General features: G+C 29.3%; 28 protein-coding genes, 1 pseudogene and 1 riboswitch. Of the genes and pseudogenes, 24 read left to right on the top strand and 5 right to left on the bottom strand.

What is annotated here, in order from left to right; translation table 11 throughout:
- Positions 1-236: 236 nt before the first annotated feature.
- From IC214_RS21120 to IC214_RS06520, 4 genes and pseudogenes are all read left to right on the top strand, one after another.
- A pseudogene (locus tag IC214_RS21120) lies at positions 237-1,337 on the top strand (DUF6765 family protein); the annotation flags it as partial.
- A gap of 45 nt (positions 1,338-1,382) precedes the next feature.
- Positions 1,383-1,865 (top strand): jacalin-like lectin, encoded by a 483-nt coding sequence (locus IC214_RS21115; protein ID WP_413926650.1) that lies wholly within the window; start codon positions 1,383-1,385, stop codon positions 1,863-1,865.
- Between the two features lie 294 nt (positions 1,866-2,159).
- Positions 2,160-2,459 carry a hypothetical protein gene (locus IC214_RS06525; RefSeq protein ID WP_219674377.1) on the top strand — a complete coding sequence of 100 codons (300 nt, stop codon included), beginning with the start codon at positions 2,160-2,162 and terminating at the stop codon, positions 2,457-2,459.
- A gap of 32 nt (positions 2,460-2,491) precedes the next feature.
- Complete coding sequence (locus IC214_RS06520; protein ID WP_227435422.1) at positions 2,492-2,791, top strand: hypothetical protein; 300 nt, start codon at positions 2,492-2,494, stop codon at positions 2,789-2,791.
- 244 nt (positions 2,792-3,035) lie between these two features.
- Here IC214_RS06520 and IC214_RS06515 read toward each other — a convergent pair whose 3' ends face one another.
- Together IC214_RS06515 and IC214_RS06510 are read right to left on the bottom strand one after the other, a co-directional pair.
- Positions 3,036-3,236, bottom strand: coding sequence for a cold-shock protein (locus IC214_RS06515; protein WP_021384215.1), 201 nt, complete (start codon positions 3,234-3,236; stop codon positions 3,036-3,038).
- Positions 3,237-3,462: 226 nt separating this feature from the next.
- A complete protein-coding gene (locus tag IC214_RS06510; RefSeq protein WP_227435413.1) occupies positions 3,463-3,639 on the bottom strand; it encodes a hypothetical protein in 177 nt (58 codons plus the stop codon).
- Positions 3,640-3,691: 52 nt separating this feature from the next.
- A riboswitch (cyclic di-GMP riboswitch) is annotated at positions 3,692-3,788 on the bottom strand.
- Positions 3,789-3,996: 208 nt separating this feature from the next.
- On the opposite strand from IC214_RS06510, the gene IC214_RS06505 reads away from it, so the two are divergent.
- The 12 genes from IC214_RS06505 (at position 3,997) to IC214_RS06455 (ending at position 12,056) form a co-directional block, all read left to right on the top strand.
- Entirely contained in the window at positions 3,997-4,374 is a 378-nt protein-coding gene (locus IC214_RS06505; protein WP_227435410.1) for a BlaI/MecI/CopY family transcriptional regulator, read from the top strand.
- A 106-nt stretch (positions 4,375-4,480) separates the two neighbouring features.
- Entirely contained in the window at positions 4,481-4,648 is a 168-nt protein-coding gene (locus IC214_RS06500; RefSeq protein ID WP_227435400.1) for a BlaI/MecI/CopY family transcriptional regulator, read from the top strand.
- 661 nt (positions 4,649-5,309) lie between these two features.
- Positions 5,310-6,005: a VanR-ABDEGLN family response regulator transcription factor gene (gene vanR / locus IC214_RS06495; protein WP_227866419.1), complete on the top strand. Its 696-nt coding sequence runs from the start codon at positions 5,310-5,312 to the stop codon at positions 6,003-6,005.
- A 35-nt stretch (positions 6,006-6,040) separates the two neighbouring features.
- Positions 6,041-6,556, top strand: coding sequence for a VanZ family protein (locus IC214_RS06490; protein WP_227846170.1), 516 nt, complete (start codon positions 6,041-6,043; stop codon positions 6,554-6,556).
- Between the two features lie 28 nt (positions 6,557-6,584).
- Positions 6,585-7,643, top strand: a complete 1,059-nt coding sequence (locus IC214_RS06485) for a sensor histidine kinase (protein ID WP_227866409.1) — start codon at positions 6,585-6,587, stop codon at positions 7,641-7,643.
- A 133-nt stretch (positions 7,644-7,776) separates the two neighbouring features.
- Positions 7,777-8,478, top strand: a complete 702-nt coding sequence (locus IC214_RS06480) for an ABC transporter ATP-binding protein (protein WP_413926645.1) — start codon at positions 7,777-7,779, stop codon at positions 8,476-8,478.
- Positions 8,479-8,496: 18 nt separating this feature from the next.
- Positions 8,497-8,664: a hypothetical protein gene (locus tag IC214_RS21110; protein ID WP_413926644.1), complete on the top strand. Its 168-nt coding sequence runs from the start codon at positions 8,497-8,499 to the stop codon at positions 8,662-8,664.
- Positions 8,665-9,912 (top strand): ABC transporter permease, encoded by a 1,248-nt coding sequence (locus tag IC214_RS06475; RefSeq protein ID WP_255613139.1) that lies wholly within the window; start codon positions 8,665-8,667, stop codon positions 9,910-9,912.
- 339 nt (positions 9,913-10,251) lie between these two features.
- Positions 10,252-10,623, top strand: a complete 372-nt coding sequence (locus IC214_RS06470) for a DUF2089 domain-containing protein (RefSeq protein WP_227435386.1) — start codon at positions 10,252-10,254, stop codon at positions 10,621-10,623.
- Positions 10,624-10,684: 61 nt separating this feature from the next.
- Positions 10,685-11,146 (top strand): SHOCT-like domain-containing protein, encoded by a 462-nt coding sequence (locus IC214_RS06465; protein ID WP_227435384.1) that lies wholly within the window; start codon positions 10,685-10,687, stop codon positions 11,144-11,146.
- An 18-nt stretch (positions 11,147-11,164) separates the two neighbouring features.
- A complete protein-coding gene (locus IC214_RS06460) occupies positions 11,165-11,428 on the top strand; it encodes a hypothetical protein (protein ID WP_227483375.1) in 264 nt (87 codons plus the stop codon).
- A gap of 163 nt (positions 11,429-11,591) precedes the next feature.
- Positions 11,592-12,056, top strand: a complete 465-nt coding sequence (locus IC214_RS06455; RefSeq protein ID WP_227834830.1) for a VOC family protein — start codon at positions 11,592-11,594, stop codon at positions 12,054-12,056.
- A gap of 438 nt (positions 12,057-12,494) precedes the next feature.
- On the opposite strand, the gene IC214_RS06450 is transcribed toward IC214_RS06455, so the two are convergent.
- Together IC214_RS06450 and IC214_RS06445 are read right to left on the bottom strand one after the other, a co-directional pair.
- On the bottom strand, positions 12,495-13,187 hold the full coding sequence (locus tag IC214_RS06450; protein WP_227860713.1) for a FadR/GntR family transcriptional regulator: 693 nt from the start codon (positions 13,185-13,187) through the stop codon (positions 12,495-12,497).
- Between the two features lie 24 nt (positions 13,188-13,211).
- Positions 13,212-14,399: an MFS transporter gene (locus tag IC214_RS06445; protein ID WP_227855852.1), complete on the bottom strand. Its 1,188-nt coding sequence runs from the start codon at positions 14,397-14,399 to the stop codon at positions 13,212-13,214.
- 341 nt (positions 14,400-14,740) lie between these two features.
- Between IC214_RS06445 and IC214_RS06440 the strand changes: the two genes are divergently transcribed.
- From IC214_RS06440 to IC214_RS06420, 5 genes are all read left to right on the top strand, one after another.
- Entirely contained in the window at positions 14,741-16,612 is a 1,872-nt protein-coding gene (locus IC214_RS06440; RefSeq protein WP_227825109.1) for a beta-glucoside-specific PTS transporter subunit IIABC, read from the top strand.
- Positions 16,613-16,697: 85 nt separating this feature from the next.
- Positions 16,698-18,104, top strand: coding sequence for a glycoside hydrolase family 1 protein (locus IC214_RS06435; RefSeq protein WP_227825110.1), 1,407 nt, complete (start codon positions 16,698-16,700; stop codon positions 18,102-18,104).
- A gap of 24 nt (positions 18,105-18,128) precedes the next feature.
- Positions 18,129-18,977 (top strand): PRD domain-containing protein, encoded by an 849-nt coding sequence (locus tag IC214_RS06430; RefSeq protein WP_227825111.1) that lies wholly within the window; start codon positions 18,129-18,131, stop codon positions 18,975-18,977.
- 426 nt (positions 18,978-19,403) lie between these two features.
- Positions 19,404-19,883 (top strand): GyrI-like domain-containing protein, encoded by a 480-nt coding sequence (locus tag IC214_RS06425; protein WP_227435363.1) that lies wholly within the window; start codon positions 19,404-19,406, stop codon positions 19,881-19,883.
- A gap of 312 nt (positions 19,884-20,195) precedes the next feature.
- Positions 20,196-20,552 (top strand): VOC family protein, encoded by a 357-nt coding sequence (locus IC214_RS06420; RefSeq protein ID WP_227435351.1) that lies wholly within the window; start codon positions 20,196-20,198, stop codon positions 20,550-20,552.
- Positions 20,553-20,748: 196 nt separating this feature from the next.
- On the opposite strand, the gene IC214_RS06415 is transcribed toward IC214_RS06420, so the two are convergent.
- The gene (locus tag IC214_RS06415) at positions 20,749-22,080 is read right to left on the bottom strand and encodes an MATE family efflux transporter (protein WP_227866408.1); all 1,332 of its coding nucleotides are present in this window, start codon (positions 22,078-22,080) and stop codon (positions 20,749-20,751) included.
- Between the two features lie 120 nt (positions 22,081-22,200).
- On the opposite strand from IC214_RS06415, the gene IC214_RS06410 reads away from it, so the two are divergent.
- The 3 genes from IC214_RS06410 (at position 22,201) to IC214_RS06400 (ending at position 26,654) form a co-directional block, all read left to right on the top strand.
- Positions 22,201-23,094 (top strand): LysR family transcriptional regulator, encoded by an 894-nt coding sequence (locus tag IC214_RS06410; protein ID WP_227866407.1) that lies wholly within the window; start codon positions 22,201-22,203, stop codon positions 23,092-23,094.
- A 336-nt stretch (positions 23,095-23,430) separates the two neighbouring features.
- Entirely contained in the window at positions 23,431-24,285 is an 855-nt protein-coding gene (locus IC214_RS06405) for a helix-turn-helix transcriptional regulator (RefSeq protein ID WP_227435346.1), read from the top strand.
- A gap of 251 nt (positions 24,286-24,536) precedes the next feature.
- Entirely contained in the window at positions 24,537-26,654 is a 2,118-nt protein-coding gene (locus IC214_RS06400; protein WP_227851371.1) for a UvrD-helicase domain-containing protein, read from the top strand.
- Positions 26,655-26,659: the final 5 nt, after the last annotated feature.

Genomic DNA, 26,659 nt, shown 5'->3' with positions numbered 1-26,659 from the left:
TTTAAACATGTGTGAGGATAAAAAGAATGTATATCAAAGTTCTTTTTATCTGCTTTTATTATAAATGTATTTATTAAAATTATAAGAATATGTTTTTGGCTATTTATACGCTTTTAATGACCAGTTATGCAAAAAAGTATTGAATATTTATAATATTTTGTATATTGTTGAAGGTAAATCTATATAAATAAATTTACATAGATTTATTTTTAAAAATAAAATTAAGAGGTGATTTTATGAATTTAGATTTTCATTATTATGGGACATATCTTGCAGCCAAGATAACAGGTTATGATGATAATGAGTCAAATACAATCGCTTATGCTGCACAATATGTAGATGAATCGAGTAAAAGTATGATTCTTGATGATGTAAACTTTACATTTCCTACAATACAGACTAATTCAGAATTTGAAAAATATTATGCAGATTTTACTTCATGGGGTTATAAATGGAATATTGACAGTTTGAATTAAATAAAGATAGTGTGGATACCATTTCATTTTTTACCTGGGAATTTAAATAAACAATACAACTATAATGGTGTTAAGGAAAGCAAAGGTCTTACAACAAACTGGAAGTTTAAAGATGGAGATGAACAGAAATTTAGATTGATGTGTTTGCTAAATAGTGAAACTGTGTCAGCTATTATAAATGACCTAATCTATTTTCATAATACTGAAGAATATAAGTTACAATTTATTGGTATGAGAATGCATGTACTTGCTGATACATGGGCACATATGTATTTTATTGGTAAGCCAGAATGGTATATTAATGACGTTAAAGAATTTATTGCTGAAGAGAGCAAATACATAGAAGAAACTAAATGGACTAAAGCAGAAGAGTATCGTAATAATGGTTGGCATTCTATTAATTTCACAGGAACTCCTGATGTTGGTGGATATGAAGGAATTGCATATCTTGGGCATGGAAGAATGGGTCATATACCAGATTATGGATATCTTAATTACAGATATATTCCAAATTGGAGTTGTACTGATGATAAAGTGAAGATACAAAAAAATAATCAAGATAATTTCTTTAAAGCATTTTGTCAAATGGTATATGCACTAAAGTGTATTAAGAATGGTACTGATTTTAGTCTAAATCAATATGAGAGTTTAACAGAAAATCAGAAAACAGAAGTTACAAAAGTAATAATAACTAGAAAAGATGACCAGTCAGATGCATGGGAAAAAGCAATAAAAGCTTTAGGATATAGTTCTTTAGATAAATTTGATAAGAATAAATGGAAAAATGAATTTATAAAATCTTCTAATAAAGAAAAGACAGATTATTATTATTTTAATTTGGTTGCAAAAAAACATGTAGACTATGTAATTGACTTTTTAGAGGAAAAAGAAGTACTGTTAGAAGAAATGTGTAGTAAATATTGTGAATTTAAAACTTTTGATGATACCCAATTTGCTAAAAATAAAAATAGAGTAACAAAAATTATACTTAGAGGAGCTTATATAGCTGATTCTATACAATTTGTATATGATGGAAAATATAAGACGCCAGTACACGGAGAAGCATTAGGAGGAAATGAAACATCTATGGTTTTAGATGCTGATGACTATATAATTAAGATAAGTGGTTCAGTAGGATTATATGAAGGTGGAGAACCGTATCCTAATTCACCAACTAGAACAATCGGAAAAATAACTTTTTTAACCAAAAAAGGAAAAACGATAACAGCAGGGTGTGAAACTATGTTTAAATCATATGGGACTTTTACTCTAGAACCACTTGCAGGTAAACAAATTTTTGCGCTTCAAGGTTCATATTTAATACGTAAATTAGAATCAGAAACTAACAAGCGATATTTAGATTGTTTGGGAATTGCAAGTACAAAATAACTACAGATTAATTAACTGTTGTTATTTTATACTTAAGAAAATAACATAATATTTTACATTTATAATGAGAGTGTTTCCTATATGAGGGTAAATATAAAAATATTACATATATTAGAGTTCTTGTAAGTAATTCATCAAATAAAAAATATAAATATTTTTGTTGTTTTTTTATATAAATAGCATCTATTTGTCCACTTATGCCTTTTCAATGACTAGTTATACAAAAGTATTGAAAATTATGAATATTAATATTATTATGAATATAAGTCGAATATACATATTAGGAGGTTTTTTATGAATACTTTGTGTGGTGGATGGTCAGATTTTAAAGTAGTAGAAAAAGAAAATTTAGAAATATTTAACGAGGCTATAGGAATGTTAAAAGGTGTTGATTATGAACCGCTTATTGTTTCTACTCAAATTGTAGCTGGGATGAATTATAGCTTTATTTGTAATGCTACTTTAGTTACCAAAAATCCAAGAAGTTTTTTAGCAGAGATTGTTGTTTTTAAACCTCTATCTTGCGAAGAAAACAATAAAGCAATAATTACTCATATTAATGAGATACATAATTATACACATACACACAGATAATAAAAAATATTAATCTAGTGAGGAGTCACAAAATGAGACTAAATATAACTCAACAAAATACTATAGAGGTTGAAAATAGTAAAAAAGAAGATGTATATTTTGTAATAGTTGGCGAGGTTTTTTTTGAACGCCATGGTAATACATTCAATAATATCACAAACAACAATGTAGATAATTATGAAGTTGAAGTGTTGCCAACTGATAATATTAATTTAGAACTTAAAATAACATCCTCAAGAAATACAAATCGTGTTTATGTAATTGTTGAGGACAAGCAATACAATCATGGTGCAGTATTTTTAAATCCGACATTAAAAGAGGAAGATAAATAGATTAAATTAAAGTAACTGTGTCTGTAAAATGTAAATTTTATTAATACAGTTACTTTTATGTGATATAATAAAAAAATAGAAGTGTACTACCAATACACTTCTATAGCTGCAATTAAGCACTCTCATGTTGGGGAGTGCTTTTTTCATTTCTCCAAATAACCTTGTTTTTTTCATCAATAATTATCTTATATATACTAGCAATAAAAAAAGACCCTAAAAGAGTCTTTCCCGAAAAATCTATATATTATAATATAGTTATATTTTCTGCTTGAGGACCTCTAGCACCTTTAACTATATCAAAGCTTACTTGTTGACCTTCTTCTAATGATTTAAATCCTGAAGTTTGTATAGCTGAGAAATGAGCAAATACATCATCTCCACCTTCTATTGATATAAAACCAAATCCTTTTTCATTATTAAACCATTTCACTATTCCATTATTCATTAAAAATACTCCTATTAACCTATATCAAGATATACTTGATTTAATTGTGTATTAACACAAATACTATTGTATCATAGATTAATAGAAATGTCTACTTAATTATATTTTTTAGTTAACATTTTTGGTTATTCTTAATATTAAAAATATATTTGAGCGTTTTATATTGGTATATATTAATAGAAATGTAGATAAAACTAAAAAGGGTTCTCTAGAAAACAAAATCTATTTAATTATACTTACTTACCAATACCATCACTTGATGTAAGCAATTTTCTACTACATTTTCTCCATACTCTAATATAAAATCATCTAACTGTGTATCTATAAAATCACAATAATCATATGAACTACCAATATATGCAGTCAACATGTGTGTACATCTATCCATTTTATCTCTAAACATATATTATTATCCCCCTAAAAAACTTTCATAAAAACAAAAAGAACAATATCTTTTTGGCAACTGGCTGACATAACTTATAAGATATTTTACAAGTCTTAGCCCCTATAGCTTTGCGTCACTAAATTTCTCTAGTTTTGCCTATTTAGTTTTATTCTACAATTTAATAATACAATGTAATTAGTTATTATTCAACATATGTGTTTGAAAATTGAATAAGTTTATAAATATGAATAGTATTTTTTATATATAAAAACAAACTAAAATAGTAGAATATATGTAAAATTTTACCTGTAGTTTTTGTATTAAAAAGCTTCTATTATTAGTTTAAGTTAGACTGAACGAGGGAGCGACATTAAGATGGAAGAAGAAATGTTAATAGAAAAATTATTAAGAGCCGAACTAATAGTAATGGAGTATTTATGGAAAAAAGATTCTGAAATGTCTAAAAAAGAAATTGTAAAAGATATAAAACAGATGTATGTATGGCATAAAAGTACAATAAAAACACTACTAAAAAGATTGGTTGACAAAGGTTATTTGGTTAGAGATATTATAAAGTTTCAATCTCATTATAAAATAATAATAGATAACAAAGAATATTACGCTTTTAAGAAAAAAGTACTAAAATCTAGTAAAAGTAGAAAAATAATGCGTTCACTTACTACTACACATAAAACCGTAAGTAAAGAAAAGTTAGATTCACTAGAAGAGTATTATAAAAACTTAAAAGAATAATATGGTAAATTTTGGATGAGAGTATTTGGATAAATTCTCTTGTTTTGAAAACTTTATTGAGATAGAATTTATTTATACATAAGTTGGTAATGGAGGGGTATATAATATGAAAATTAGTAAATTACCAGAAGCAGAGTTAAAAGTTATGAGATATATTTGGGAATCAGATAGAATATTAACATCAAGAGAAATTGTTGAAGCTATGGAAGAAAAATATAAATGGAAAGATACTACTACATTTACAGTATTAAAAAGATTACAAAGAAGAGTTTAGAAACTTAAAAGATGAGGAATAAAAAATGGTGGCAAATTATGTTTTGCCACCATTTTGCCACCGTTTCAAAATAACTTGTTTTTTATTAAAAAGTTTAATATAGTATTATACAGTGCAGTAGTTTCAATTACTGTAAAAATAAGATAGGTTAGATAGTTTCAAGAAATATGCAATAGTTTCAACGTTTCAAGAAACTCTATATTGCGAGACTTTAGTATTGATACAACGAGTTGATATGTAGAAATTCTATGTTTTAGGCAATTTTGCAAGTATATCGTCTTCACAGGTGATGCTGATAAAATCAGAAATAAGGTCATTAAAAACTATATCAATGTTTCTGTGGTGTTGATATAGAGTGTGAGGATACAACGAAATAAAGATGGAGAATCAAAGGAGTACTGTGAAAATGGTACTCCTTTTCTCGGAGGATTTCAGAGCGCAGGGTACAAAAACTTTGTAAAGAAAATGAATACCAAGTATTATACATTTTAGTCGTATCTGGTGGATATAAAAAGAAGCAGAAAAACCGAAAGATAATCGTAAAAAATTGTAGAGTTAGGAAATTCTTAATAATTTCTTATGCAGGAAATCATAAATAGTAAAGATTCTTTTGATACAATAATAAAATATCTTGTATATGCGCGAAAGGAGGAAAAAAGTTATGAATGATAAAATTCTTGTAGTAGATGATGAACATGATATAGCGGACTTAATAGAGGTCTATCTGCAAAATGAAAACTATATCGTATTTAAGTATTATTCAGCTAAGGAAGCTCTTGCTTGTATAGAAAATACAGAGCTTGACCTTGCTATTTTGGGTATTATGATGCCTGATGTAAATGGATTTGATATTTGTCGAAAAATACGTGAGAAGTACAATTTTCCAGTTATTATGCTAACTGCAAAAGATGAGGAAACTGACAAAATCACAGGATTAACTTTAGGAGCTGACGATTATGTCACAAAACCTTTTCGTCCCCTTGAATTAATTGCTAGAGTAAAGGCACAGCTGCGTAGATATAAAAAATACAATCATATACAAGAAGAATCTGATACAAGTTCTGTTTTATGTTATTTAGGTTTAGAAATTAATACTAAGACATATGATTGTCTAATTGACGGAAATCCTATTTCACTTACACCAACGGAGTATTCCATACTTTGTATTTTGCTACAGAACAAGGGAACTGTTGTTAGTTCAGAGGAATTATTTTATAAAATATGGCAAGATGAGTATTATAGCAAAAGTAACAATACAATCACTGTTCATATACGACATTTGCGTGAAAAAATGGGTGATACTATTGAAAAACCTAAATATATCAAAACTATATGGGGAGTCGGTTATAAAATTTAACTACAACTCACTATGAGGAGAGGAAAAATTACGCTATGAATAAAAAAAAGAAACATTTAAAAATAATTAGTTGTGTATTATTCATACTTTATTTAATTTTATTAGTATGGATTATATTGTTTAAACTACAATTCAGAATAAGCGATATAGGTTACACAAGGAGTATCAACTTGATTCCATTTCATTACTCTACTTCTGTTGGAGAACAGTTTCATTTTGAGGAAGTGAGAGATAATATTTTAATTTTTATTCCTTTCGGAGTTTTACTTTCCATGTTGTCATCAAGAATGAAACTACAAAATAAAGTTCTTATTATTTTTGGAAGCAGTTTTATCCTTGAAATGATTCAGTATATTCTTGCTATCGGAAGTACAGATATTACAGACTTAATCACCAATATGTTTGGTGGAATAATTGGTATTGGTCTATATGCATTACTGCTGAAAATACTAAAAAATAAGCAAAAAACAGATATAGTAATTTCAACTCTAGCTGGAATCTTTGCAGTTCTTTTTTTAGCACTGATGACAGTTCTTCTGTTATCCAATTAATAAATGTATAGATATGGAGGTGATAGCAATGACAAATATTGGTACAGAAAAGAAATTATGTATGAAACTATTTATAAGCTTAATTATATATACCTTAGCTGGGTATATTTTGGTAATATTATTCGATTATGGATTCAGTAGATTTTCAAACACATTTTTTCCGTGGCTACATCTTAGAATTGACTTAATTTATTTTCTATATTTGATTATAGGTTTTTTCTGTATTTTTTATCATTACTGGAAAAAACCATGGGGATATTTGCAGGAAGTTATGAATGCCACTAAAGTAATATATCAACTAAATGACAGCACCATTGAATTATCTGAACCACTCAAAGATATGGAAAAGCAGATGAACCAAATAAAAATGGCTGTTCTACTTAGCCAGCAAGCTGTAAAAGAAGCTGAAAACAAAAAGAATGAATTAGTCATGTATTTAGCTCATGATATTCGCACACCTCTTACCTCTGTAATAGGTTATTTAAGTCTGCTGGATGAAGCACCTGACATGCCTATAGAACAGAAAGCAAAATATGTTGGAATTGCTTTGAAGAAGTCTATGCGTCTGGAAAAGCTCATTGATGAATTTTTTGAAATCACAAGGTACAATACACAGCAAATTCAACTAACAAAAACAAATGTAGATTTATACTATATATTTGTGCAACTCATTGATGAGTTTTATCCTGTATTATCTGCTAAAGGAAATTCTGTTATACTCAACGCAAATGAGAATTTGATGGTTTATGCTGATTCTGAGAAACTAGCTAGAGTGTTTAACAACATGCTCAAAAATGCTGTTGCATACAGTTATCCTAATACAGAAATTCTTATTTACGTTAAAAAGGAACAGGATAAGATTAAAATTAAATTTGAAAACCAAGGACATACTATTCCACCAGAACAATTATCTACAATTTTTGAAAAATTTAACCGTTTAGATGATGCTCGTAAATCGGACAGTGGTGGTGCAGGTCTTGGGCTTTCTATTGCCAATGAAATTATTCTTTTACATGGTGGAGAAATTTTGGCTCAAAGTGAAAATGATAGGATTATTTTTACTGTATTACTTCCAATTCAGTCTTAGGAAAACATTAATTGGATATTAGGATTTTCTTAGGAATTTATCCTGTTAATATTAAAGTTTAAAACGTCCTTGTTTAGTAAAATAAAACTGAACAAGGACGTTTGTCTTTGTATTATAAAAAAGGAGAAAAGACATGGAATTAACAATTACAAATCTTAAAAAAAATTTTAAGAATAAAACCGCAGTTGATGATGTTTGTTTAAATCTTACACCTGGTGTGTGTGGGCTTCTTGGAGCTAATGGTGCTGGTAAGACTACGTTTATGAAAATGATTGCGAATATTCTAAAACCAACTAGTGGAAAAATTGTTTTTGATGGTAAGGATATTCATTCAATGGGAGAAGAATACAGAAATCTATTTGGTTTCTTGCCACAGGATTTTGGCTTCTTTCAAGATTTTACAGTAAAGGACTATTTGGAGTATGTGTCTGCATTAAAGGACGTTCCTGCTAGAGAAACAAGAAAAAAGATTGACAGTCTGCTGCATACACTTACCTTGACTGATGTCAAAAATAAAAAAATTATCAAGTTATCTGGTGGAATGAAACGTCGAGTGGGAATTGCACAAGCAATGTTAAATGACCCGAAACTTCTAATAATGGATGAACCAACAGCTGGACTTGACCCTGGAGAGCGAGTTCGTTTCCGAAACTTTATTTCAGAGTTCTCTCATGACAGGATTGTCCTTATTTCAACTCATATCGTATCTGATATTGAGTATATTGCTACTCAAAATGCCATTATGAAATCAGGAAGAATTCTTGATGTAGGGACAACAGATGAATTGGTCAAACAAGTTACAGGTAAAGTTTGGAATTGTATCATACCTGCTTAAAAGATGCCTATGTATGAAATGCAGCTTCGTATTATTAATCAACGTAGTGAAGGTAATAATCAGGTATCAGTTCGTTATTTGGCAGATGAAGCCAAAACAAGTGACTCAATAATGGCTTCGCCCCGTTTGGAGGACTTATATTTATGGTTATTTCCGCAAGAGGAAATAAGTGAGGAGGGAAAGTAAATGATTCGTATTTATCGTCTTGAAATAAAACGTGTGTTGAAATCACGTCGTTCTATCATTTTATTACTTATTTCACTATTCATGTCTGTTGTGATGGCTTGGCTTCCGGTATTGTATGAGGACATCAATCAATATGATAAAAACGGCAACAAGGTAGCAGAATTAAATGGTCTGGAAGCAATTGCCTATAAAAAATCACTTCGCTCTGAAAATAATGGAGAAGTTACTATGGAAAAACTCAAAGAAGCTTTGAATATCTATCAAAGTGCAGTTTTGCCATATGGAGAAGACAGCCTTAGTAGTGGTGAATTCCCTACAGATATTTATATAAAAAAGGTATTTCCCATTCAATCTCTATTGGCAAGACTGCCAGAAGCCTATTCTAATCCAAAGACTGGTCAGGGAATAAGCTTAATGGATATTTCTCCTAATAAATTAGATGGTTTTTATGAGCAGACTACGCAACATCTTAAAGATATCATGCAGATGGAGCAAAAGAAATATCCAACCGCACAGAAACATGCGATACAAGAATATGTAGAAGTAAATACGCCTTTTCAGCTTTATACTGGATATTCAAGAGATGCATTTGATTATATTATTCTATTTATTTTTCTCCTAGTCATTCTTTGTACAGCGGCTGTGACCCCTACGTTTTCTAATGAATACCAAACGGGTTCAGATAGTATTTTGCGCTGTACAAAACATGGACATTCTCGATTGGCAATTGCAAAGATTATGGCTGCACTTACTATTTTTACTGTAGCATTTGTCATATGTATTTCAATTCATTTGACAATTTCAAATCTAGCATTTGGAACTGAGTGTATGAAAACATCTATGCAGATGCTATTTTCAGTTATCAGTCTGCCTGCACTTAATTTAGGGCAGCTTCAGATTACTTTGGCAATAGGAGGGCTTATTTCACTGCTGGCAACTGTCAGTTTCACACTGTTTTTATCAGCTAAATGCAAGGATTCACTCTCTGTTATCCTAATTGCTATTGTAACATGTTTACTTCCAATATTTACGTATTCGGCTGGAGCCAATTGGCTTACTTTTATCTTACCATCAGCAGGAATAGGTATGCAAAATAGTTTACTGTACCAATTGACTAGCTTTAATTATCTGCATATTGGACAGGCAAGCATCTGGTTACCCTATGTCATAATAGTGGCATCAATAATTGAAATTCCTGTATTTCTTCTTCTTGCTATACGGGCTTATAACAAACATCAGGTTATATAAATCAACATTCTGTGAACAACTGTTTAGTAGTTAAAAACCTTTGTTTAGGAATAGAAATGTTTCATCTTAAATATAGGTGTTAGTAAAATGGTGGATCTGAAATAAAATCAAAGTAGCCATTTTCTAATGTGTATTTAAAACATATTATCAATGATACAAAAATTAATCGAAAATGAATAGTTCCTCAATTGGTACATCTACTATTCTTGATATATCTATTGCTGATTTTAGATATGTATTAATTATTTTAATATAAATATTAATTATTTTAATGTATATATTGACTTTATTAATTTTTTGATTTATATTATAAACATTAGATAGAAAGAAGGTGATGTGATGTATCAAGTTATCAGCCGCTGTCCTGTCTGCGGAAGAAAACTTAAAGTTGTCAAGCTACAATGTGAAAACTGTGATACAGTGATTGAAAATGATTTCTGCCTCAGTGCATTTGACTATCTATCTGCAGATGATTTATTCTTTGCAGAAACATTTTTAAAATGTCGTGGTAATATAAAAGAAGTGGAAAAAGAACTAAAGATTTCTTATCCAACTGTTCGTTCTAGGTTAGATGATATTATCCAAAAACTAGACGGAAAATCTAATGTGACATCTTCTTCTGATTCACATAAAAAGGAGATTTTAGATGCACTGGAAAAAGGAGAAATCACTCCAGCAGAGGCATTAGAACAAATAAAAGAAAATAAATGAAGCTCTATCTCTATTTCTGACAGTAGTCAGGAGTAGTGACCAAAATATGAGGCTATTTCTGTTGGAATGGATACAGAAGAGCAGAAATGAGGAAAATAATATGGATGAAAAAATGAGGATTTTAACAATGGTAGAGGAGGGAAAGCTTTCTGCCAAAGAGGCAATTGACTTGATTGATGCATTAGATAAAACTACATCTCAAGAGGAGTATACGAATTATTCAGAAGACTTTGATAGTCAAGCTTTTACTAAACAAAGCAGTACTTCATATGAAAATAAGATGTTGAAGATTATTGTGGACACTCCAGATGGTGATAAAGTAAATGTGCAACTTCCTGTAAAGATTATACGTCAAGTGTTGAAAATGACAGGTAAGTTGCCAATTAAGAGTGAAGATTTGCAAGGTATAGACCTAGATGCTCTTACTACCTCTATTCTTGAATGTCTGGATAATGAAACACTTGGCAATATCATAGAGGTTGACTCTGCTGATGGCACTACAGTTAAAGTTTTTATAAAATAATACTAGGAGAATAGGTTTATGCGCATTATTGTCCGCTCAAAAGAAACAAATTTGTGGCTACCCATACCATTGTTTCTAGCAAATACTGCAGTTCTTTTGTTGCCAGAATCGGTTATTGAAGAGATTAAAAAATCACTTCCAGAGCCATATCAGGAAGTCATTAACAAAAAATTTCTACAGGAACTCGTTCGAGAATGTCAGTCTGTTCTTAAGCAGTACAAGGGACTTGAGATTGTTCATGTGGAAACTCAGGATGGCACTTTTGTATCCATTCGCTTATAAAGTAGTGTTTATTTTGTATATTACTATTATTTAGAGAACTTACATTTACTGAGAACACTTATATTTATTGACTTAAAAATGACGAAAACATGTCCATTTTTTACAATATTTTTTTCTAGTACTAATGTTATAATCTATTTACTAATGTTGATGGAGGTAACTTATGAAATATGCAGGTTGTTTATTTGCAGTAAAAGATATTCAAATTGCTCGTAAATTCTATGAAGAATTATTTGATTTAAAAGTTATTGTTGACTATGGAAAAAACATTGTATTTGAGGGTGGATTGTCATTGCAACAAGATTTTGATTGGTTGACAGGAATCTCGAAAGAAGATATGAAAGACAAAGAGAATAATTGTGAAATATTCTTTGAAGCAGAGTCTTTTGAAGAGTTTCTATCAAAACTAAATGCAAGAAATGATGTTACCTTACTTCGTGATGTAGAAGAAGCACCATGGGGGCAAAAGGTAGTTCGAATTTATGACTTGGATAATCATTTAATTGAAATAGGTGAGTCTATGAAATCAGTAGTTAATAGATTCCAAGAACAAGGTATGAATCTTACTGAAATAGCTACAAGAATGGATATAACTATTGATGATGTTAATCAAATTTTACAAGGCTAAATTATGGCTGATTAAGTAAATCTCAATATCAAATTAAGTAAGTTTGAATATCAAACTAAGTAATTCTAAATATCAAAATATAAAACAGTAAATTCTCATGATTTGCTGTTTTTTATATGCATAATTAAAGAAATGATATGATAATCATTAAAAATACCTAAACTAGGAAAAAAGAAGGCTGCCAAATAATGCTTTATAATTGTTTATATTACAGTCAATTTTATTTTTAAGTAACGATTATATACAATCTAATATTAATTATAATACTTAATAAAATAATCTATGAATAGTAAAACAGAGCTTATTTGGACACTATATTTAGTAGTATATTAAAATAAGCTCTTTATAGTACATATTATAAATATTTAGTTCTCATAAGTCTTAACTATTAGACCTATAATTCTCACGAGTTTAACTATAAGACCTACAAATAGAAGTTTAATCACGCTGAAATAACTGAATAACTCCCTCTAAATGGTTATACATTGATGTATAACCCAAATTAGCATCTTTACTATCAAAAGCCATCATTATCTCATGGTGATGACTAATCATATCTTGTAGTGAATTTCTATATTTAAAGCCAAAGTGTTGATTAGAAGACACAGTTTTAGGTATTAGTTCATAATACTTTATAAAAATTGGATTATGAGAAGCTAAAATTATTTCTTTGTGAAATTGCAGGTCAGCGTCATAACATTCTTCTATTAAGCCTTGTGAAACTTTGTCTAGTTCTTCTACAGATTTCAAGTAAGCATATCTTATTCTCTGAAGTTCTTCAGAAGTAGCATTTAAAATGGCTAACTTAGTAGCTTCACTTTCTATAAGTTGTCTTGCTCTTAAAGATTCAACGTAAAATTCTTGTATATTATGATTTTTATAAACTTCATTATCAGAAAAAAGGTCAACTTTTTTAAATCCTTCAACTATGGGGCTTGAATAGGGAATAGACCTAAGTATTCCTTCTTTACAAAGTTTGTCTATAGCATTCCTTACAGGAATTCTACTTATATTAAATAGTTCAGCAATCTTTCTTTCACTTGGCAATTTACTATTAATTTTAAAATTTCCATTTAGAATATTTACTTTAATATAATCAATAATTTGTTCAGTGGCACTTAAATTTGTCATAAAAACTCCTAAACATATAATTTTTTATGAGTGTATTATATCACAATTAAGAGGTAAATTTAATTTTTTATAGTATGTATAAGATAATATGGAAGCAATTATAGCAATAAAAGCTAAAGTAAAATAACCATATTGTATTGAAATATAATCTGATATTTTACCCACTAGCATTGGAAATATAGACATTCCTATAGCATAAACTGCTTGAAAAAATCCCATTGCAGTAGATTTTTGATATTTTGGTATATTTTTCATAGACTCACTAGTAAGGTAAGAAAGAAGTATACCTGTAGATATTCCTGGTAACGATTGTAGCATAAATATTATATTAATACTTTTTACTGTTGGAACTAGAAAGCAATAAACTGAAATCAAAAAAAACACTGAGGGAATCCAAAATTTTGGTCCATGCTTTGTACAAAATTTAGTAGAAGCAAATCCAGAAGATACAACAGCACATACCATGTAAAATATAGAAGATAAGCCTATAATGGTAGAACTAGAGCCTAGTTGTTTAAGAATTTGAGTAGTAAATGACATTGTTGTAGACATTTGGATTCCTTGTTGAATCAATGCCATAAAAGAAAAAAATACAAGTCTTTTGTCTTTACATATAGATAAATAATTTTTAAATGGGATTTTTTCGGTTATTTTTCCTGAGTGATGATTTTTTACATTTAAGGCTAGAAGTGTACCAATGATTGAAGATATTACACTCATAATACACAAATTTACCATTCCTAATTTTTCATAAAATAAGGTACTCATGACAAATCCAATTAACATTCCTAGGTTGTTTACCAAAATTATTGTACTTGTAGCTTTTTGTTGATGTTCTATGGAAAAAAAATCAGTGTAGTGAACCATGTAAGAAATCCAAGTTGATGATGCTATTCCAGATAAGATATTAGCTATAAGAAATCCTTCTCCTCCAGGAGAAATAACTCTTATAAGAGATGCCAAACCAGCAAATAAAATTCCACATAGTATAAATATTTTATGTTTGTTTATAGAATCTGCAAAAACCCCAATAGGAAGTCTTAGTAAGCATTGTGAGATTCCATATGAGCCTATTATTATACCAATCATGTTTGTAGATACGTGACATATACTTAAATATGGATTTTGAAAAGGTATGTATACGTATTGTGAAAACCAGAAAAATACAACAATAGAGAGTAAAAGTAATTTTTGATTAAATATTTTTTTCATATTATCCTCCAAATGGTATGTTTATAATGGAAATAATATACCATTTTGTTTAGTAAATCAAGTATTTTAAAATTTTAAAAATAAATTTCGATATAACAATAAGAATTATTTGTTGAAAAATTATATTTTATAGTTGAATTAAGAAAACGCTTATGTTACTATAAAGTTAACAAATTTGAATATTACAGTAGACGTGTTACTGGTGATGCAGGCAAGATCGAATCAATTTTTATAGGTTACCTATATAGTACTATGGGTATAATCTATTTATTTGGTTCGATTTTTTTGTTTAATTGGCCATAAAAACAAAAAGCCTATAATTAAAGATGGAGGATTTATATATGGATTATAAAAAAGTAGCTCAAGAAATTCTACAAAATGTAGGTGGAAAAGAGAATATAAATGAAGTTACTCACTGTATGACGAGACTTAGATTCAAAGTTAAAATTACCTCTAAGGTTAATAAGGATAAGTTAGCCAGAACTGAAGGAGTAATAACTGTTGTAGAGAGTATGGGTCAGATACAAGTTGTAATTGGTAATAAAGTAAAAAAAGTGTATGATGAGATTGTAAAAATGGTACCTCAATCAAGTGAAATAGATAATAAAAATGGAAATGAAGAAAAACAAGGTATCATGAACTCTATATTATCTGCTGTAGCTGGAATATTTACACCTACAATACCTGCTATAGCAGGGGTTGGTATGATTAAAGGTATTTTATCAGTTCTTGCTATGTACTATATGAATAAAAATGGTGTAGATATAAAAGAGACTCAAAGTTATATTATTCTAAATGCTATGGCTGATTCTATATTCTATTTTATGCCTATCATACTAGGATATACTGCGGCTAAAGTGTTTAATGCAAATAAAATAATATCTATGGTATTAGGGGCAACACTTTGTTATCCAGCCTTTACAGCTTTGATGGCAGGAGAAGAAACAGTTAGATTTTTAGGATTAGCAGTAACAAAGGCCACATATACATCATCTGTTATTCCAATAATTATTGCTATATGGGCTCTTTCATATGTTGAAAAAATACTGGAAAAGTATATACCTGAAGTAATTAAAATAATAATGGTTCCAACTTTATCATTAGTTATAATCTTACCTGCAACATTGTTTTTATTTGGACCAATTGGGATATATATAGGAAATGTTATAAACTTTGTTTACAAGTATATTTATGAACTAAGCCCTGCATTGTGTGGAGCATTCATAGGTGGATTATGGTGCGTATTAGTTATATTTGGTGCACATAGAGCACTACTACCAATAGGTATAAGTGATGTTGCTCAAACTGGAAGACAGAATTTATTGGCTTTTGCAGGAGCCGCAAACTTCTCGCAAGCAGGAGCTGCTCTAGGTGTATTCTTTAAAACTAAAAATCAAGGATTAAAGACAATCTCTATGTCTGCAACTATAACGGCACTATTTGGTATAACTGAGCCTGCAATATATGGAGCTAATCTTAGGTTAAAAAAACCAATGGTATGTGCTGTAATATGTGGTGCAATTGGAGGTGGCATAATGGGAATGGGTGGCTCTTATGGTAACGCATTCGCAAACCAAGGTGTTTTAACTATACCTGTATATGCTGAAGCAGGAACGTTAGGTTTTTTAAGTTATCTAGGAGGTTGTGCTATAGCATTTTTTGGTTCAGCTATTTTAACTTATCTGGTTGGGTTTGAAGATTTAGAAGAATCTTCTAAAGGAAATAGCTCTACTATAAAAGTAGAAACAAAAGAGGGCATTGTTGATATAACTTCACCTGTGGAAGGAGATTGTATAGAATTATCAGAAGTAAAAGATGATGTATTTGCATCAAAAGCTATGGGAGAAGGTATAGCTGTATTACCTACAAAAGGCGTAATAATAGCTCCTACTGATTGTGAAGTAGCTTCTTTATTTCCAACACTACATGCAATAGGATTAAAGCTAGATAATGGAGCAGAAATGTTGATACATGTTGGAATTAATACAGTAGAGTTAAATGGAAAACACTTTGTAAAACATGTTAATCAAGGAGATTTAGTGAAAAAAGGTTCTAAACTGATAACTTTCGATATAGATGAAATAAAAAAAGCTGGATATGATGTAACTACACCAGTTATAGTAAATAATACATTTGATTTTGCACAGGTGATTTCTTGTAAATCCAGTCATGTATCTACAAATGATAAAATAATTTCATTAGTTAATAATTAAATTGATTAGAACTATAAAAATTAGCTTAGTGCAATAAAGCAACAAATAAAACGATTAAAACATTAATATAAAAGGAGTGACACTTATGAATACAGGATTTCCAAAAGATTTTTTATGGGGAGCATCATCTTCAGCATTTCAAGTGGAAGGAGCTTGGGATAAAGATAATAAAGGAAAAACAGTGGCTGATTACAATTCTTTTAAAAAGTCTCACTTGCAAGCAGACACTAAAGTAGCATCAGATTTTTATCATAATTATGAAGAAGATATTGAACTGATGAAAGAATTAGGAATGAAAACTTATCGTTTCTCAATTTCATGGGCAAGACTAATTCCAGATGGGGAAGGAGAAATAAACCAAAAGGGAATAGATTTTTATAATAAAGTAATAGATAAATTAATAGAGTGTGACATTGAGCCATTTGTAACTTTATATCACTTTGACCTACCTTTTGCATTAGTGGAGAAGTATAATGGTTGGGAAGGTAGAGAGACTGTTTATGCCTTTGAAAGATTTGCCAAAGTATGCTTTGAGCATTTTGGAGATAGAGTGAAATATTGGCAACCTCATAATGAACAGAATTTAATAGTTAGAGTAGAAGAGAGAATTAATATATATAATGAAACAGACCCATGGAAGATAGATAAAATGCGTGCTCAAATGGATTATAATCTTTGTTTAGCTCATGCATTGGCAGTTAATGCATGCCATGAAATGATAGAAGGAAGCAAGATTGGAGCAGCAGTATCATCATCTGTAACATATCCTCTTACATCTAAACCAGAAGATGTATACGCAGCAAGAATGAATGACAACTTTAAAGTGTACTACATGCTTGATATGCATTATTATGGAGAGTATCCAGGGTATTATATGAATTATCTTGAGAAAAGAAATATAGTTCCTCATATGGAAAATGAAGATAAAGAAGTACTTAAAAAAGCTAAAATGGATTTCATAGCTGTAAATTATTATAGAACAAACTGTGCAGAGGCCTTACCTGAGGATTCACAACATCCATTTGGACTAAGAGAAGGAACAGTTGACTTTAGTATGTATGGATTATTTAAGATGTCGATGAATCCTAATCTAAAGGCTTCAGAGTATGGAGCATCAATAGATTCATCAGGACTTAGAGTTGCATTGAATGAATATTGGCAAAGGTATCACTTACCTGTTATAATAACGGAGAATGGTCTTGGAGCTAAAGATGTCCTTGAAGATGGTAAAATTCATGATGACTATCGTATAGATTATTTAAATACTCATATAAATGCATGTAAATTAGCTATTGAAGATGGTGTAGAAATGATGGGATATTGTCTATGGTCATTTACAGACCTTTTAAGTTCTTCACAAGGTTTCAACAAACGTTATGGACTTGTTTACATAAACAGAACAGACCATGAAACCTTAGATTTAAAAAGAATAAAGAAAGATAGTTTTTATTGGTATAAAGAAGTCATAAAGAGTAATGGAATAACAAAATAAATATAATATATTGAGGTTTTTAGTATGTACATTACAAAGGTATTAAATAATTCGTTGCTACTTGCAAAGGATGATAATGACGAAGAAATAATATTGATGGGAAAAGGAATTGGTCATAATTATAAGATTGGGTCTGAGTTAAATAAAGAAGATATAGAAAAAACTTTCGTTCTTCATGATGAAAATATAAAAAAGAGCATTGTACAACTTGCATCAGAAATAGATGCAGAATACTTTGGTATAGCTCAAATGATAATCTCATATGGAATAGAAAAGTATAATTTAAAACTTATGAACCATATATACTTGGCTTTAACTGACCACATCGCCTTTGCAGTGAGACGCTTTAAAGAAGGTATAATGATTGAGAATTACTATTTGTTTGAAATTAAAGAATTTAATCCAAAAGAATATGATATAGGAAAATATGCGATTACTGTTTTTAAGGAGGTTCTTGGTCTAGACCTACCAGAAGAGGAAATTGGTAATATAGCAGGCCATTTTATAAATGCACAACAAGACAATCCTTATAGTGATAGAAACAAGAGAAGTGCTAAAATTGTGAATGCCATTTTACAAATAGTTCATTATCACTTTTCTATTGTATATAATAAAGAATCATTTTATTATATGAGATTTGTAATGCATCTAAAGGCTTTTTCTCAAAGATTTCTGGCTAATGAACCATCAAAAGAAAAGATAGATTTTATATATAATCAAGTGCGTAAAAATTGTAAGGAAGAATATGAATGTGTAAATAAAATAGGAGCCTATATACACAAGGAATACTCTAGAAAATTACCTCGTCAGGAGGAATTATATTTAATGATTCATATTCATAAGATTCTAGGGGAGCTAGATGAAAACTGTTAAAATGTTTTAGTATATTAGTAACTTGATAATAAAAATAAGAATTAACCAAATTTAAATAATGGAATTATTTTAAGAGATAGCTATTAAACTATCTCTTAATTTTATGCAAAAAATGACTCTAAAAGTAGTAACCTAGAAAATATGTTTAATCCTAATGTTATTTATATATTAGAATAACTACAAGATTAATATTGATTTTCTTTATGAATTTCAAGGATGAATACTAGTGATTTATAATAAGCAGTACTATTTCTTATTTGAGTTATTCATTATTTTCAATCCATTTGTATTTACTTAAAATAAGAGCACTGTGTGACAAGCATCATAATATTGGTTTTGTTATACTGTTAATATAAAGATGCAACTAAGAATAAAAACTACGAAACAGAGGCTAAGAAATAAAAATAAAGTAATGGAGGATATGAAATGGCTAGAATATCTAATATAACGATGGCTGAACAGCCTTCGTATTGCATTTTAGCAATACGAAAAACTATTGACTTTATGGTAGAATTTTCAGAGTTTTCACAGCAAAGTTTTCGAAAAATTTCCAACTATCTGGAAGAAAAGGGAATATTGTCTGCAGGAGCACCAATTGTATGCTTTCATAACATGGACTTAGAAAAATTAGATGTTGAAGTAGGTTTTCCTGTAGCTAATCATTCTGTATTTAATAATATGGATACAGAAAATGAAATTTTGCAAAAGATTGTTCCAACACAGAAAATAATAACTGCAATTGATTTAGGACCATATGAACTGCAAGACCCTACACTTGAAGAATTATTTTTGTGGGCGAAGGATAGTGGATATGAACTTCATGGAGATATCTATTATCAGTACTTGAATGATTTAAATCGTCCTGAAAGTGAGTATCTCACTAAAATGATGTTACCTATTCTATAAATAACAAAACAGAATAGAAATTCTGTGGATACATAGGTTTAGCTGTAATAAAAAACAAGTTAACTACCATTTTACTATGAATGGTAGTTAACTTGTTTTTTATATGGATTGTTTATGATATGACAGATTGAATTGTTACTTAATGAGTGACTAATAGACGTTTTTATTGAAAGTTACTACCTGTTATGTGATAATAAGGACTTGTTAGGGTAATTATTATAGTTGTGGTTTAATGATTGAGATATTATCATAATATTTGCAAAATGATATAATCGAGAAGAAACAAGACAGATAAATAAAGGAGTAAATAATATGAAGATATATGATGTATTAACACGTTTTTATATTAAGGATATAGAAAATGCAATTCCTTTTTATGAAAATCTTTTAAAAGATAAATGTTCTTTACGTTTTTCTTATAAAGAAGTGGGGTTAGAGTTGGCTCAAGTAGGAAATGTTTTGCTGTTATCTGGTTCTGATACTGCTCTTAAGCCATTTATAGAAACGAAAGCTACTTTTATGGTTGATTCTGTGGATGAATGGAGAAGTCATCTGCTACAAAGTGGAGCAGTAGTAATAAGAGATAAGAAAAAAGTTCCTACAGGATATAATATGACAGTAAAACATCCAGATGGCACAATTATAGAGTATGTTCAGCATACAAAATAAAATTAGCTCAAAATATGGGATTAACTCAAACACAGGATTAACTTTAAAATAGAGTTATTAATAAATAGCTTAGGGTAATATATTATATACTCAAAAGTTTAATTTGTTAATCTTAACTCTGATATATTATAAATTAGATTAATATGTATCAAAATAAAAAAAGTTATTTACATAAAAGGTGAACTTTGGATAGAGTTCACCTTTCTATTTTTTTTGACCTACAAAAAATAATATACTGAAATGTCACAACAGAAACCCATCCTATGCCAGTAGCAAATGCAATTGTCTTTAAACCAAATTGTTGAATAAACAAATAAGAAATAATAACACGAATTGATATATGTAAGACGGTTCCAATTACAGGAATATTTACTTTTCCACTTCCTCTATACCATCCAACAAATGCACTTCCTATAAAACATAAAACATAGAAAATAGAGATAGTTTTCATGTACTCTATGCCATTTATCATAATTCTACTATTGGCATTATTTGTCATAAATTCAATAGTAGTCTTTGCGAAGAAATACATTATCAAAGATAATCCAATTCCTAGACAAACTAGTGTAATCAATCCTGTATAAAATCCTTGCTTTGCTCTTTTTCTATTTTCATTTCCAAGATTTTGTGCGACAAATATAGAGATAGCCTCAGCACCACTATCACCAAAAGAATTAGCAAAGCCTTCAATTCTTGTTGTAGCAGTGTATGCTGTAATCATGTCTGCTCCCATTAGATTTACAGCTCCCTGTACTAGTAATTTTCCAATATATAAACTGGATTGATGAAGAGCTGAAATTAGACTATAGGATAGAGTTAATCTTAATAATTTCCATTCAAACTTCATATCTTCCTTTCTAAACAAAAGAAATGAAATGTTTTTTCTTATATAAATAAAACAAAGAATTGATGCAAGAGTCTGTGAAAGCACAGTTGCAGAAGCTGCTCCTTGGATTCCAAAATCACATACTGCAACAAAAACTATATCCAAAACAGTATTTATTATCATTGAAAGCATTAAGATAATTAGGGTAGCTTTAGTATTCCCAACAGCTCTCAAGGCTGCTGATAATAAATTATAAAAATATGTTGCGATAAGTCCACAAAAAATAATATTTAGGTATGGTATCGCGATATTTGAAACTTCTTGTGGTGTATGAATTAGATTTAGTAATGGAGAAAGCATAAATATTGAACATATACTTAATCCTAAAGCTAATGTAATGCCAAAGATAGTTGCTAGAAAAGATTCTTTTCTAAATGAAGATAAATCACTAGCTCCATAAAAATGTGCAAATATAATTGATATACCTGTACAACTTCCACTTAGTACAAATATAAAAAGGTTCATAGTAGTTCCAGCTACACCTACAGCAGCAAAAGCAGTTTGACTTACAAACCTACCAACTATAATAGCATCAATAGTATTGTAAAGTTGTTGGAGTATATTTCCTAAAAGTAATGGGAACATGAGTATGACCAACTCTTTCTTTATGTAACCTTCTGTTAAGTTAGTTGTATATTTCATAATGGCACCTCGTTAAATTTTAAGATACAATTAGTTTACAGTCATATTAAATAATTGTAAAATGCTGTTTTTATCCATATAATATAAATAAATGTTTATATTATGAATTGGGGTAAGATTATGACAGAACTTGAGATACAAGCTTTTTTGACTATTATAAAGCTGGGAAGCATTTCTGCTGCTGCTGAAAGTTTATATGTTACTCAGCCAGCTTTAAGTAGACGCATACATGCATTAGAAGCTGAATTGGGATACAAATTAATTAATCGAAAAAAGGGAGTACGAATATCAGAGTTGACAGAAGAAGGGAAGGCATTTGTTCCAATTGCAGAAAAATATAAAACTCTCTTACAAGAAGCTAAGTATATAACTAAGATTGATAGAAGTAAAATTATAAATATATCCTCTATAGGAAGTGTTAGCTCATACATACTTCCAGATGTATTTTCCTGTTTTATGAATACATATCCAGAGTATAATGTAAATTTTTATAACTATCATTCTTATGAAGCATATGATTATGTTTCCAAGGGGGAAGTTGATATAGCTCTTATTTCAGATGATATGTTTTTTAATGACATAGAAACAATACCAATATTTAAAGAAGCCATGTTACTGGTAACAAGTTATGGCTCAAAATACAATGGAGAATTGCATCCATCTGTTTTAGATGTTGCCGATGAAATAAGACTTCCATGGAATCCTGAATATGATTTGTGGCATAATTTTTGGTTTCGTTCAACTCTTCAACCTAAAGTATTTTTAGACCAAATGTCTCTTTTAGAGTATTTTATGAGACAAGAAAATTTATGGGCCATTGTGCCAGTATCAGTAGCATATCACCTTAAAGAAATATCTAATATCGAGATACATTACATAAAAGATGCTCCACCAGATAGGTTTATTTATTATTTAGTTAAAGAATCTAATAAACAGGAAATAATAGATAAATTTTTAGATTTATTAAACGAAAAACTATTGAAAATTAAAGGGTTGGAGTCTTTAGTTAAATAATAGAAGATAGTAAATCTTAAAGTTAAAAGTTTATTTAGAGTTAAATAAATTAAGTGTATATTTAAAAATAAAGAAATATTTATATAAAGAAGAGTATTTCAAGAGAATATTAAGAATCTCAAATGAAATACTCTATTTTTCTTTTTTAATGATTATATTATATGAAAAAATGTATATTATTAAGTTAGAAATATGTAAGAAAATTGAAAAATAGGTTAAAGGATGAGATAAACATATAAAAAATAATTTTCACATTATAAAAAATAGCAAGATTTATTAAATATGACTAAGAAGTAATTGATATAATGTCTCATGGATAAAAGGAGGAGAGCTGCAATGTTTTATAAAGTAAATAATGTTATAACTGCTATTGATTATATAGAGGAGCATTTATCAGAAAAGCTGGATTTAGATATAGTTGCTAATGCTGTTCATTATTCAAAATATCATCTACATAGAACTTTTACAACTTCTGTTGGGTTGACAATGCATGATTATATAAAACGAAGAAAACTCACAGAGGCAGCAAAACTATTAGTATTTTCTAAAAAAACAATTATTGAAATTGCATTGATAGCTGGCTATGAAAGTCAACAAGCATTTACTTCTGTATTTAAAGATATGTATAAAAAATCTCCAAATAAATATCGAAAAGAACAAGAATTTTATCCTTTGCAGCTAAGATTTGTTTTGAAAAAAGAAAATCTATTTTCAAAAGATATATCGGAATTAGAAAAAGATATTACACTTGCTAAAATATCTGATATACCATCATGGATGAGTTTAGTGAGATTAGTCATAGATGGATTCCCAAATTTACAGGAGGAAGAATATATCTCTCAATTAAAACAATATATTTTGGAAGAAAGAGCCTTGATATTAAAATTTAATAACATTGCTATTGCAAATATGGTATTTAATAAAGAAACTGGGAGCATTGACTTTTTTGGAATACACCCTCAATATCGTAATTCAGATATTGCACAGGTGTTTCTAAAAAAGGTTATTGAGAATTTTTTGATAGATAAATCTATCTCAATCACAACTTTTAGAGAAGGAGATAAAGCTGATACAGGACATCGGAATATGATAAAGAAGTTAGGTTTTGCAGAAGCTGAATTATTGACTGAATTTGGGTATCCTACTCAAAAATTTATTCTGTCTTCTGAAAATGAAAAAGACACTGAATAGTACTAATAATCTATTGTATTAAAAAATAATTTTACATTTTTAGGTGTATTTATTTTGCTGTCCATGTTTCTCATAACTTTGATTATAAATATAAGAAAATGTATTTTTTATTTAAAAAGAAATATAAATTTTGAGGCTGAAATTTAAAACAAAAACTAAATTTGAATCAAAGAGCAAGAATGATTAAAAAATATAAAATTCAATTCAGTATAATGATTTAAGATAATACTTAATTGGCAAGGAGGATTCAAATGTCTAAAAATCAGCAATTAGAAAGTTGTAATTCTATTACATCCAATCCTAAACATAATATATCTGGACAAGAGATGGAGTTAGCAACATCTTTTCCAGATGAGATTGCATATCTTATAGATATAAATAATAAGCTGGATAATGCTTTGGAGAATGCAGAAAATTCAGTTGATAAACTAGATAAAGATTACATGGATGCTAAATTATATATGGTAAAAAATCGTGGAGAGATAGACCCACATGAAATGTTCCAAAATGAACTGGCACTAAAGCAAATAGATAGTTATGGGGCTTTTATGGTAAAAGTTCGAGACAAGATTGCTAAAATGAAAGATTCGCCATATTTTGCTAGGATAGATTTTCAACTAAAAGATGAAGGTTATGATTCAAAGTATTATATTGGTCGATTTGCATTTGATTATGAAAATGAACTTCTAATACTAGATTGGCGTTCTCCAATGGCCAGTATGTTTTATGACTGTGAGATAGGACCAGCAGGGTATAATGCACCACTTGGATGGATAGATGGAGAAATAACACGTAAACGACAGTTTAAAATTAAAAATGGAATACTGGAGTATGTACTTGAAAGTTCTATGAATATACAAGATGATATTCTTCAACAGGAACTTAGTAATACTTCAGATGAAAAGATGAAATCCATTATTTCAACAATACAAAAAGAGCAGAATCAAATTATTAGAAATGACAAGGCTGACACCCTCATTATTCAAGGAGTAGCTGGTTCTGGAAAAACATCTATAGCCTTACATCGAATTGCTTTTCTTCTTTATCGATTTAAAGATAAGATATCAGCAAATAATGTAATTATTCTATCACCTAATAAAGTCTTTGGTGACTATATTTCTAATGTACTTCCTGAACTAGGAGAAGAGCCTCTATGTGAATTAAGTTTTGAAGATATAGCAGAAGTTCAATTAGAGAGGATTATTGATTTTGAGGGAGAAAAAGATTCTCTGGAAGTAAATGATGTACAATGGGAAAAAAGAGTGCGTTTCAAGTCTACACTTGATTTTTTAAAGCTTATGGATAAATATATAAAGCAAATGCCAAATATGGTCTTTATTCCTAAAGATTACACTTTTGGAGGTTTTATAGCTAAAAGTGACTGGATACGAAAAAGATTTGATGCATACAATAAATATCCAGTTAAGCGAAGACTGGAGATGGTAGCAGAAGATATTCATTATAGATTTGAATCAGATAATATTATGGAAGATGACTTACCAAAAGTAAAAAATATACTGAAAAGTTTAAATAGAATGCTAACAATAAAAAATACTCTAGTACTGTATAAGGACTTCTTCAAACAGATGAATATTCAAGATATGTTTGTAATGCCATCAAAGAATACTCTTGAGTGGGCAGATGTGTATCCATTTATATATCTTCATGCTGCATATGAGGGATTACAAGAAGACAAAGTGATAAGACACATTGTTATTGATGAGATGCAGGATTACACTCCTATTCAATATGCTGTAATAAACTTACTTTTCAAATGTAAAAAAACTATTCTTGGAGATTTTGGACAACTAATCAACCCTAATCATTTACATACATTAGATGACATGGTACAGATTTATGATGGTGGAGAGTTAGTAATGTTAAACAAGAGTTATCGTTCTACTTTTGAGATTATTAATTTTGCCAAGAAAATTCAAAATATAACTTCGCTGGAGGCTATTGAAAGACATGGTGAGGAGCCTGTTGTGATTAAATGCAGTAACGAACCAGATGAGATAGAGAAGATAAAAATGGAGATTGAGCAGTTTGAGGAAAGCAACAATGCTACCCTTGGTATTATACTAAAAACCAACAGCGAGGCTAAAGCAATATATGATGTTATTAAGCAAGAATATGATGTTAATTTAATATCTCCTGAAAGTTCTAGTTTTATAAAAGGTGTATCAATTACTTCTATTAAAATGTCAAAGGGGCTAGAGTTTGATGAAGTTGTTATTCCTTCAGTAAATAATAAAACATATTACAATGATTACGATCGTAGTTTATTATATATTGCTTGTACACGGGCTATGCATAAACTTAAGCTTACATACACTGGAAATTTAACACAGTTGATAGAACTTAATTGAGATAT

The sequence above is a fragment of the Clostridioides sp. ES-S-0190-01 genome (assembly GCF_020658275.1).
Classification (GTDB): Bacteria; Bacillota; Clostridia; order Peptostreptococcales; family Peptostreptococcaceae; genus Clostridioides.
Note: the sequence above shows the minus strand (reverse complement) of the source record. Positions and strands in the feature narration are given on the sequence as shown.

What these genes read in the sequence shown, in the direction of transcription:
- IC214_RS21115 (WP_413926650.1), top strand. Translation starts at nt 1,383, where the DNA reads ATGTGTAGTAAATATTGTGAATTTAAAACTTTTGATGATACCCAATTT.
- IC214_RS06525 (WP_219674377.1), top strand. Translation starts at nt 2,160, where the DNA reads ATGAATACTTTGTGTGGTGGATGGTCAGATTTTAAAGTAGTAGAAAAA.
- IC214_RS06520 (WP_227435422.1), top strand. Translation starts at nt 2,492, where the DNA reads ATGAGACTAAATATAACTCAACAAAATACTATAGAGGTTGAAAATAGT.
- IC214_RS06515 (WP_021384215.1), bottom strand. Translation starts at nt 3,236, where the DNA reads ATGAATAATGGAATAGTGAAATGGTTTAATAATGAAAAAGGATTTGGT.
- IC214_RS06510 (WP_227435413.1), bottom strand. Translation starts at nt 3,639, where the DNA reads ATGTTTAGAGATAAAATGGATAGATGTACACACATGTTGACTGCATAT.
- IC214_RS06505 (WP_227435410.1), top strand. Translation starts at nt 3,997, where the DNA reads ATGGAAGAAGAAATGTTAATAGAAAAATTATTAAGAGCCGAACTAATA.
- IC214_RS06500 (WP_227435400.1), top strand. Translation starts at nt 4,481, where the DNA reads ATGAAAATTAGTAAATTACCAGAAGCAGAGTTAAAAGTTATGAGATAT.
- vanR (WP_227866419.1), top strand. Translation starts at nt 5,310, where the DNA reads ATGAATGATAAAATTCTTGTAGTAGATGATGAACATGATATAGCGGAC.
- IC214_RS06490 (WP_227846170.1), top strand. Translation starts at nt 6,041, where the DNA reads ATGAATAAAAAAAAGAAACATTTAAAAATAATTAGTTGTGTATTATTC.
- IC214_RS06485 (WP_227866409.1), top strand. Translation starts at nt 6,585, where the DNA reads ATGACAAATATTGGTACAGAAAAGAAATTATGTATGAAACTATTTATA.
- IC214_RS06480 (WP_413926645.1), top strand. Translation starts at nt 7,777, where the DNA reads ATGGAATTAACAATTACAAATCTTAAAAAAAATTTTAAGAATAAAACC.
- IC214_RS21110 (WP_413926644.1), top strand. Translation starts at nt 8,497, where the DNA reads ATGCAGCTTCGTATTATTAATCAACGTAGTGAAGGTAATAATCAGGTA.
- IC214_RS06475 (WP_255613139.1), top strand. Translation starts at nt 8,665, where the DNA reads ATGATTCGTATTTATCGTCTTGAAATAAAACGTGTGTTGAAATCACGT.
- IC214_RS06470 (WP_227435386.1), top strand. Translation starts at nt 10,252, where the DNA reads ATGTATCAAGTTATCAGCCGCTGTCCTGTCTGCGGAAGAAAACTTAAA.
- IC214_RS06460 (WP_227483375.1), top strand. Translation starts at nt 11,165, where the DNA reads ATGCGCATTATTGTCCGCTCAAAAGAAACAAATTTGTGGCTACCCATA.
- IC214_RS06455 (WP_227834830.1), top strand. Translation starts at nt 11,592, where the DNA reads ATGAAATATGCAGGTTGTTTATTTGCAGTAAAAGATATTCAAATTGCT.
- IC214_RS06450 (WP_227860713.1), bottom strand. Translation starts at nt 13,187, where the DNA reads ATGACAAATTTAAGTGCCACTGAACAAATTATTGATTATATTAAAGTA.
- IC214_RS06445 (WP_227855852.1), bottom strand. Translation starts at nt 14,399, where the DNA reads ATGAAAAAAATATTTAATCAAAAATTACTTTTACTCTCTATTGTTGTA.
- IC214_RS06440 (WP_227825109.1), top strand. Translation starts at nt 14,741, where the DNA reads ATGGATTATAAAAAAGTAGCTCAAGAAATTCTACAAAATGTAGGTGGA.
- IC214_RS06435 (WP_227825110.1), top strand. Translation starts at nt 16,698, where the DNA reads ATGAATACAGGATTTCCAAAAGATTTTTTATGGGGAGCATCATCTTCA.
- IC214_RS06430 (WP_227825111.1), top strand. Translation starts at nt 18,129, where the DNA reads ATGTACATTACAAAGGTATTAAATAATTCGTTGCTACTTGCAAAGGAT.
- IC214_RS06425 (WP_227435363.1), top strand. Translation starts at nt 19,404, where the DNA reads ATGGCTAGAATATCTAATATAACGATGGCTGAACAGCCTTCGTATTGC.
- IC214_RS06420 (WP_227435351.1), top strand. Translation starts at nt 20,196, where the DNA reads ATGAAGATATATGATGTATTAACACGTTTTTATATTAAGGATATAGAA.
- IC214_RS06415 (WP_227866408.1), bottom strand. Translation starts at nt 22,080, where the DNA reads ATGAAATATACAACTAACTTAACAGAAGGTTACATAAAGAAAGAGTTG.
- IC214_RS06410 (WP_227866407.1), top strand. Translation starts at nt 22,201, where the DNA reads ATGACAGAACTTGAGATACAAGCTTTTTTGACTATTATAAAGCTGGGA.
- IC214_RS06405 (WP_227435346.1), top strand. Translation starts at nt 23,431, where the DNA reads ATGTTTTATAAAGTAAATAATGTTATAACTGCTATTGATTATATAGAG.
- IC214_RS06400 (WP_227851371.1), top strand. Translation starts at nt 24,537, where the DNA reads ATGTCTAAAAATCAGCAATTAGAAAGTTGTAATTCTATTACATCCAAT.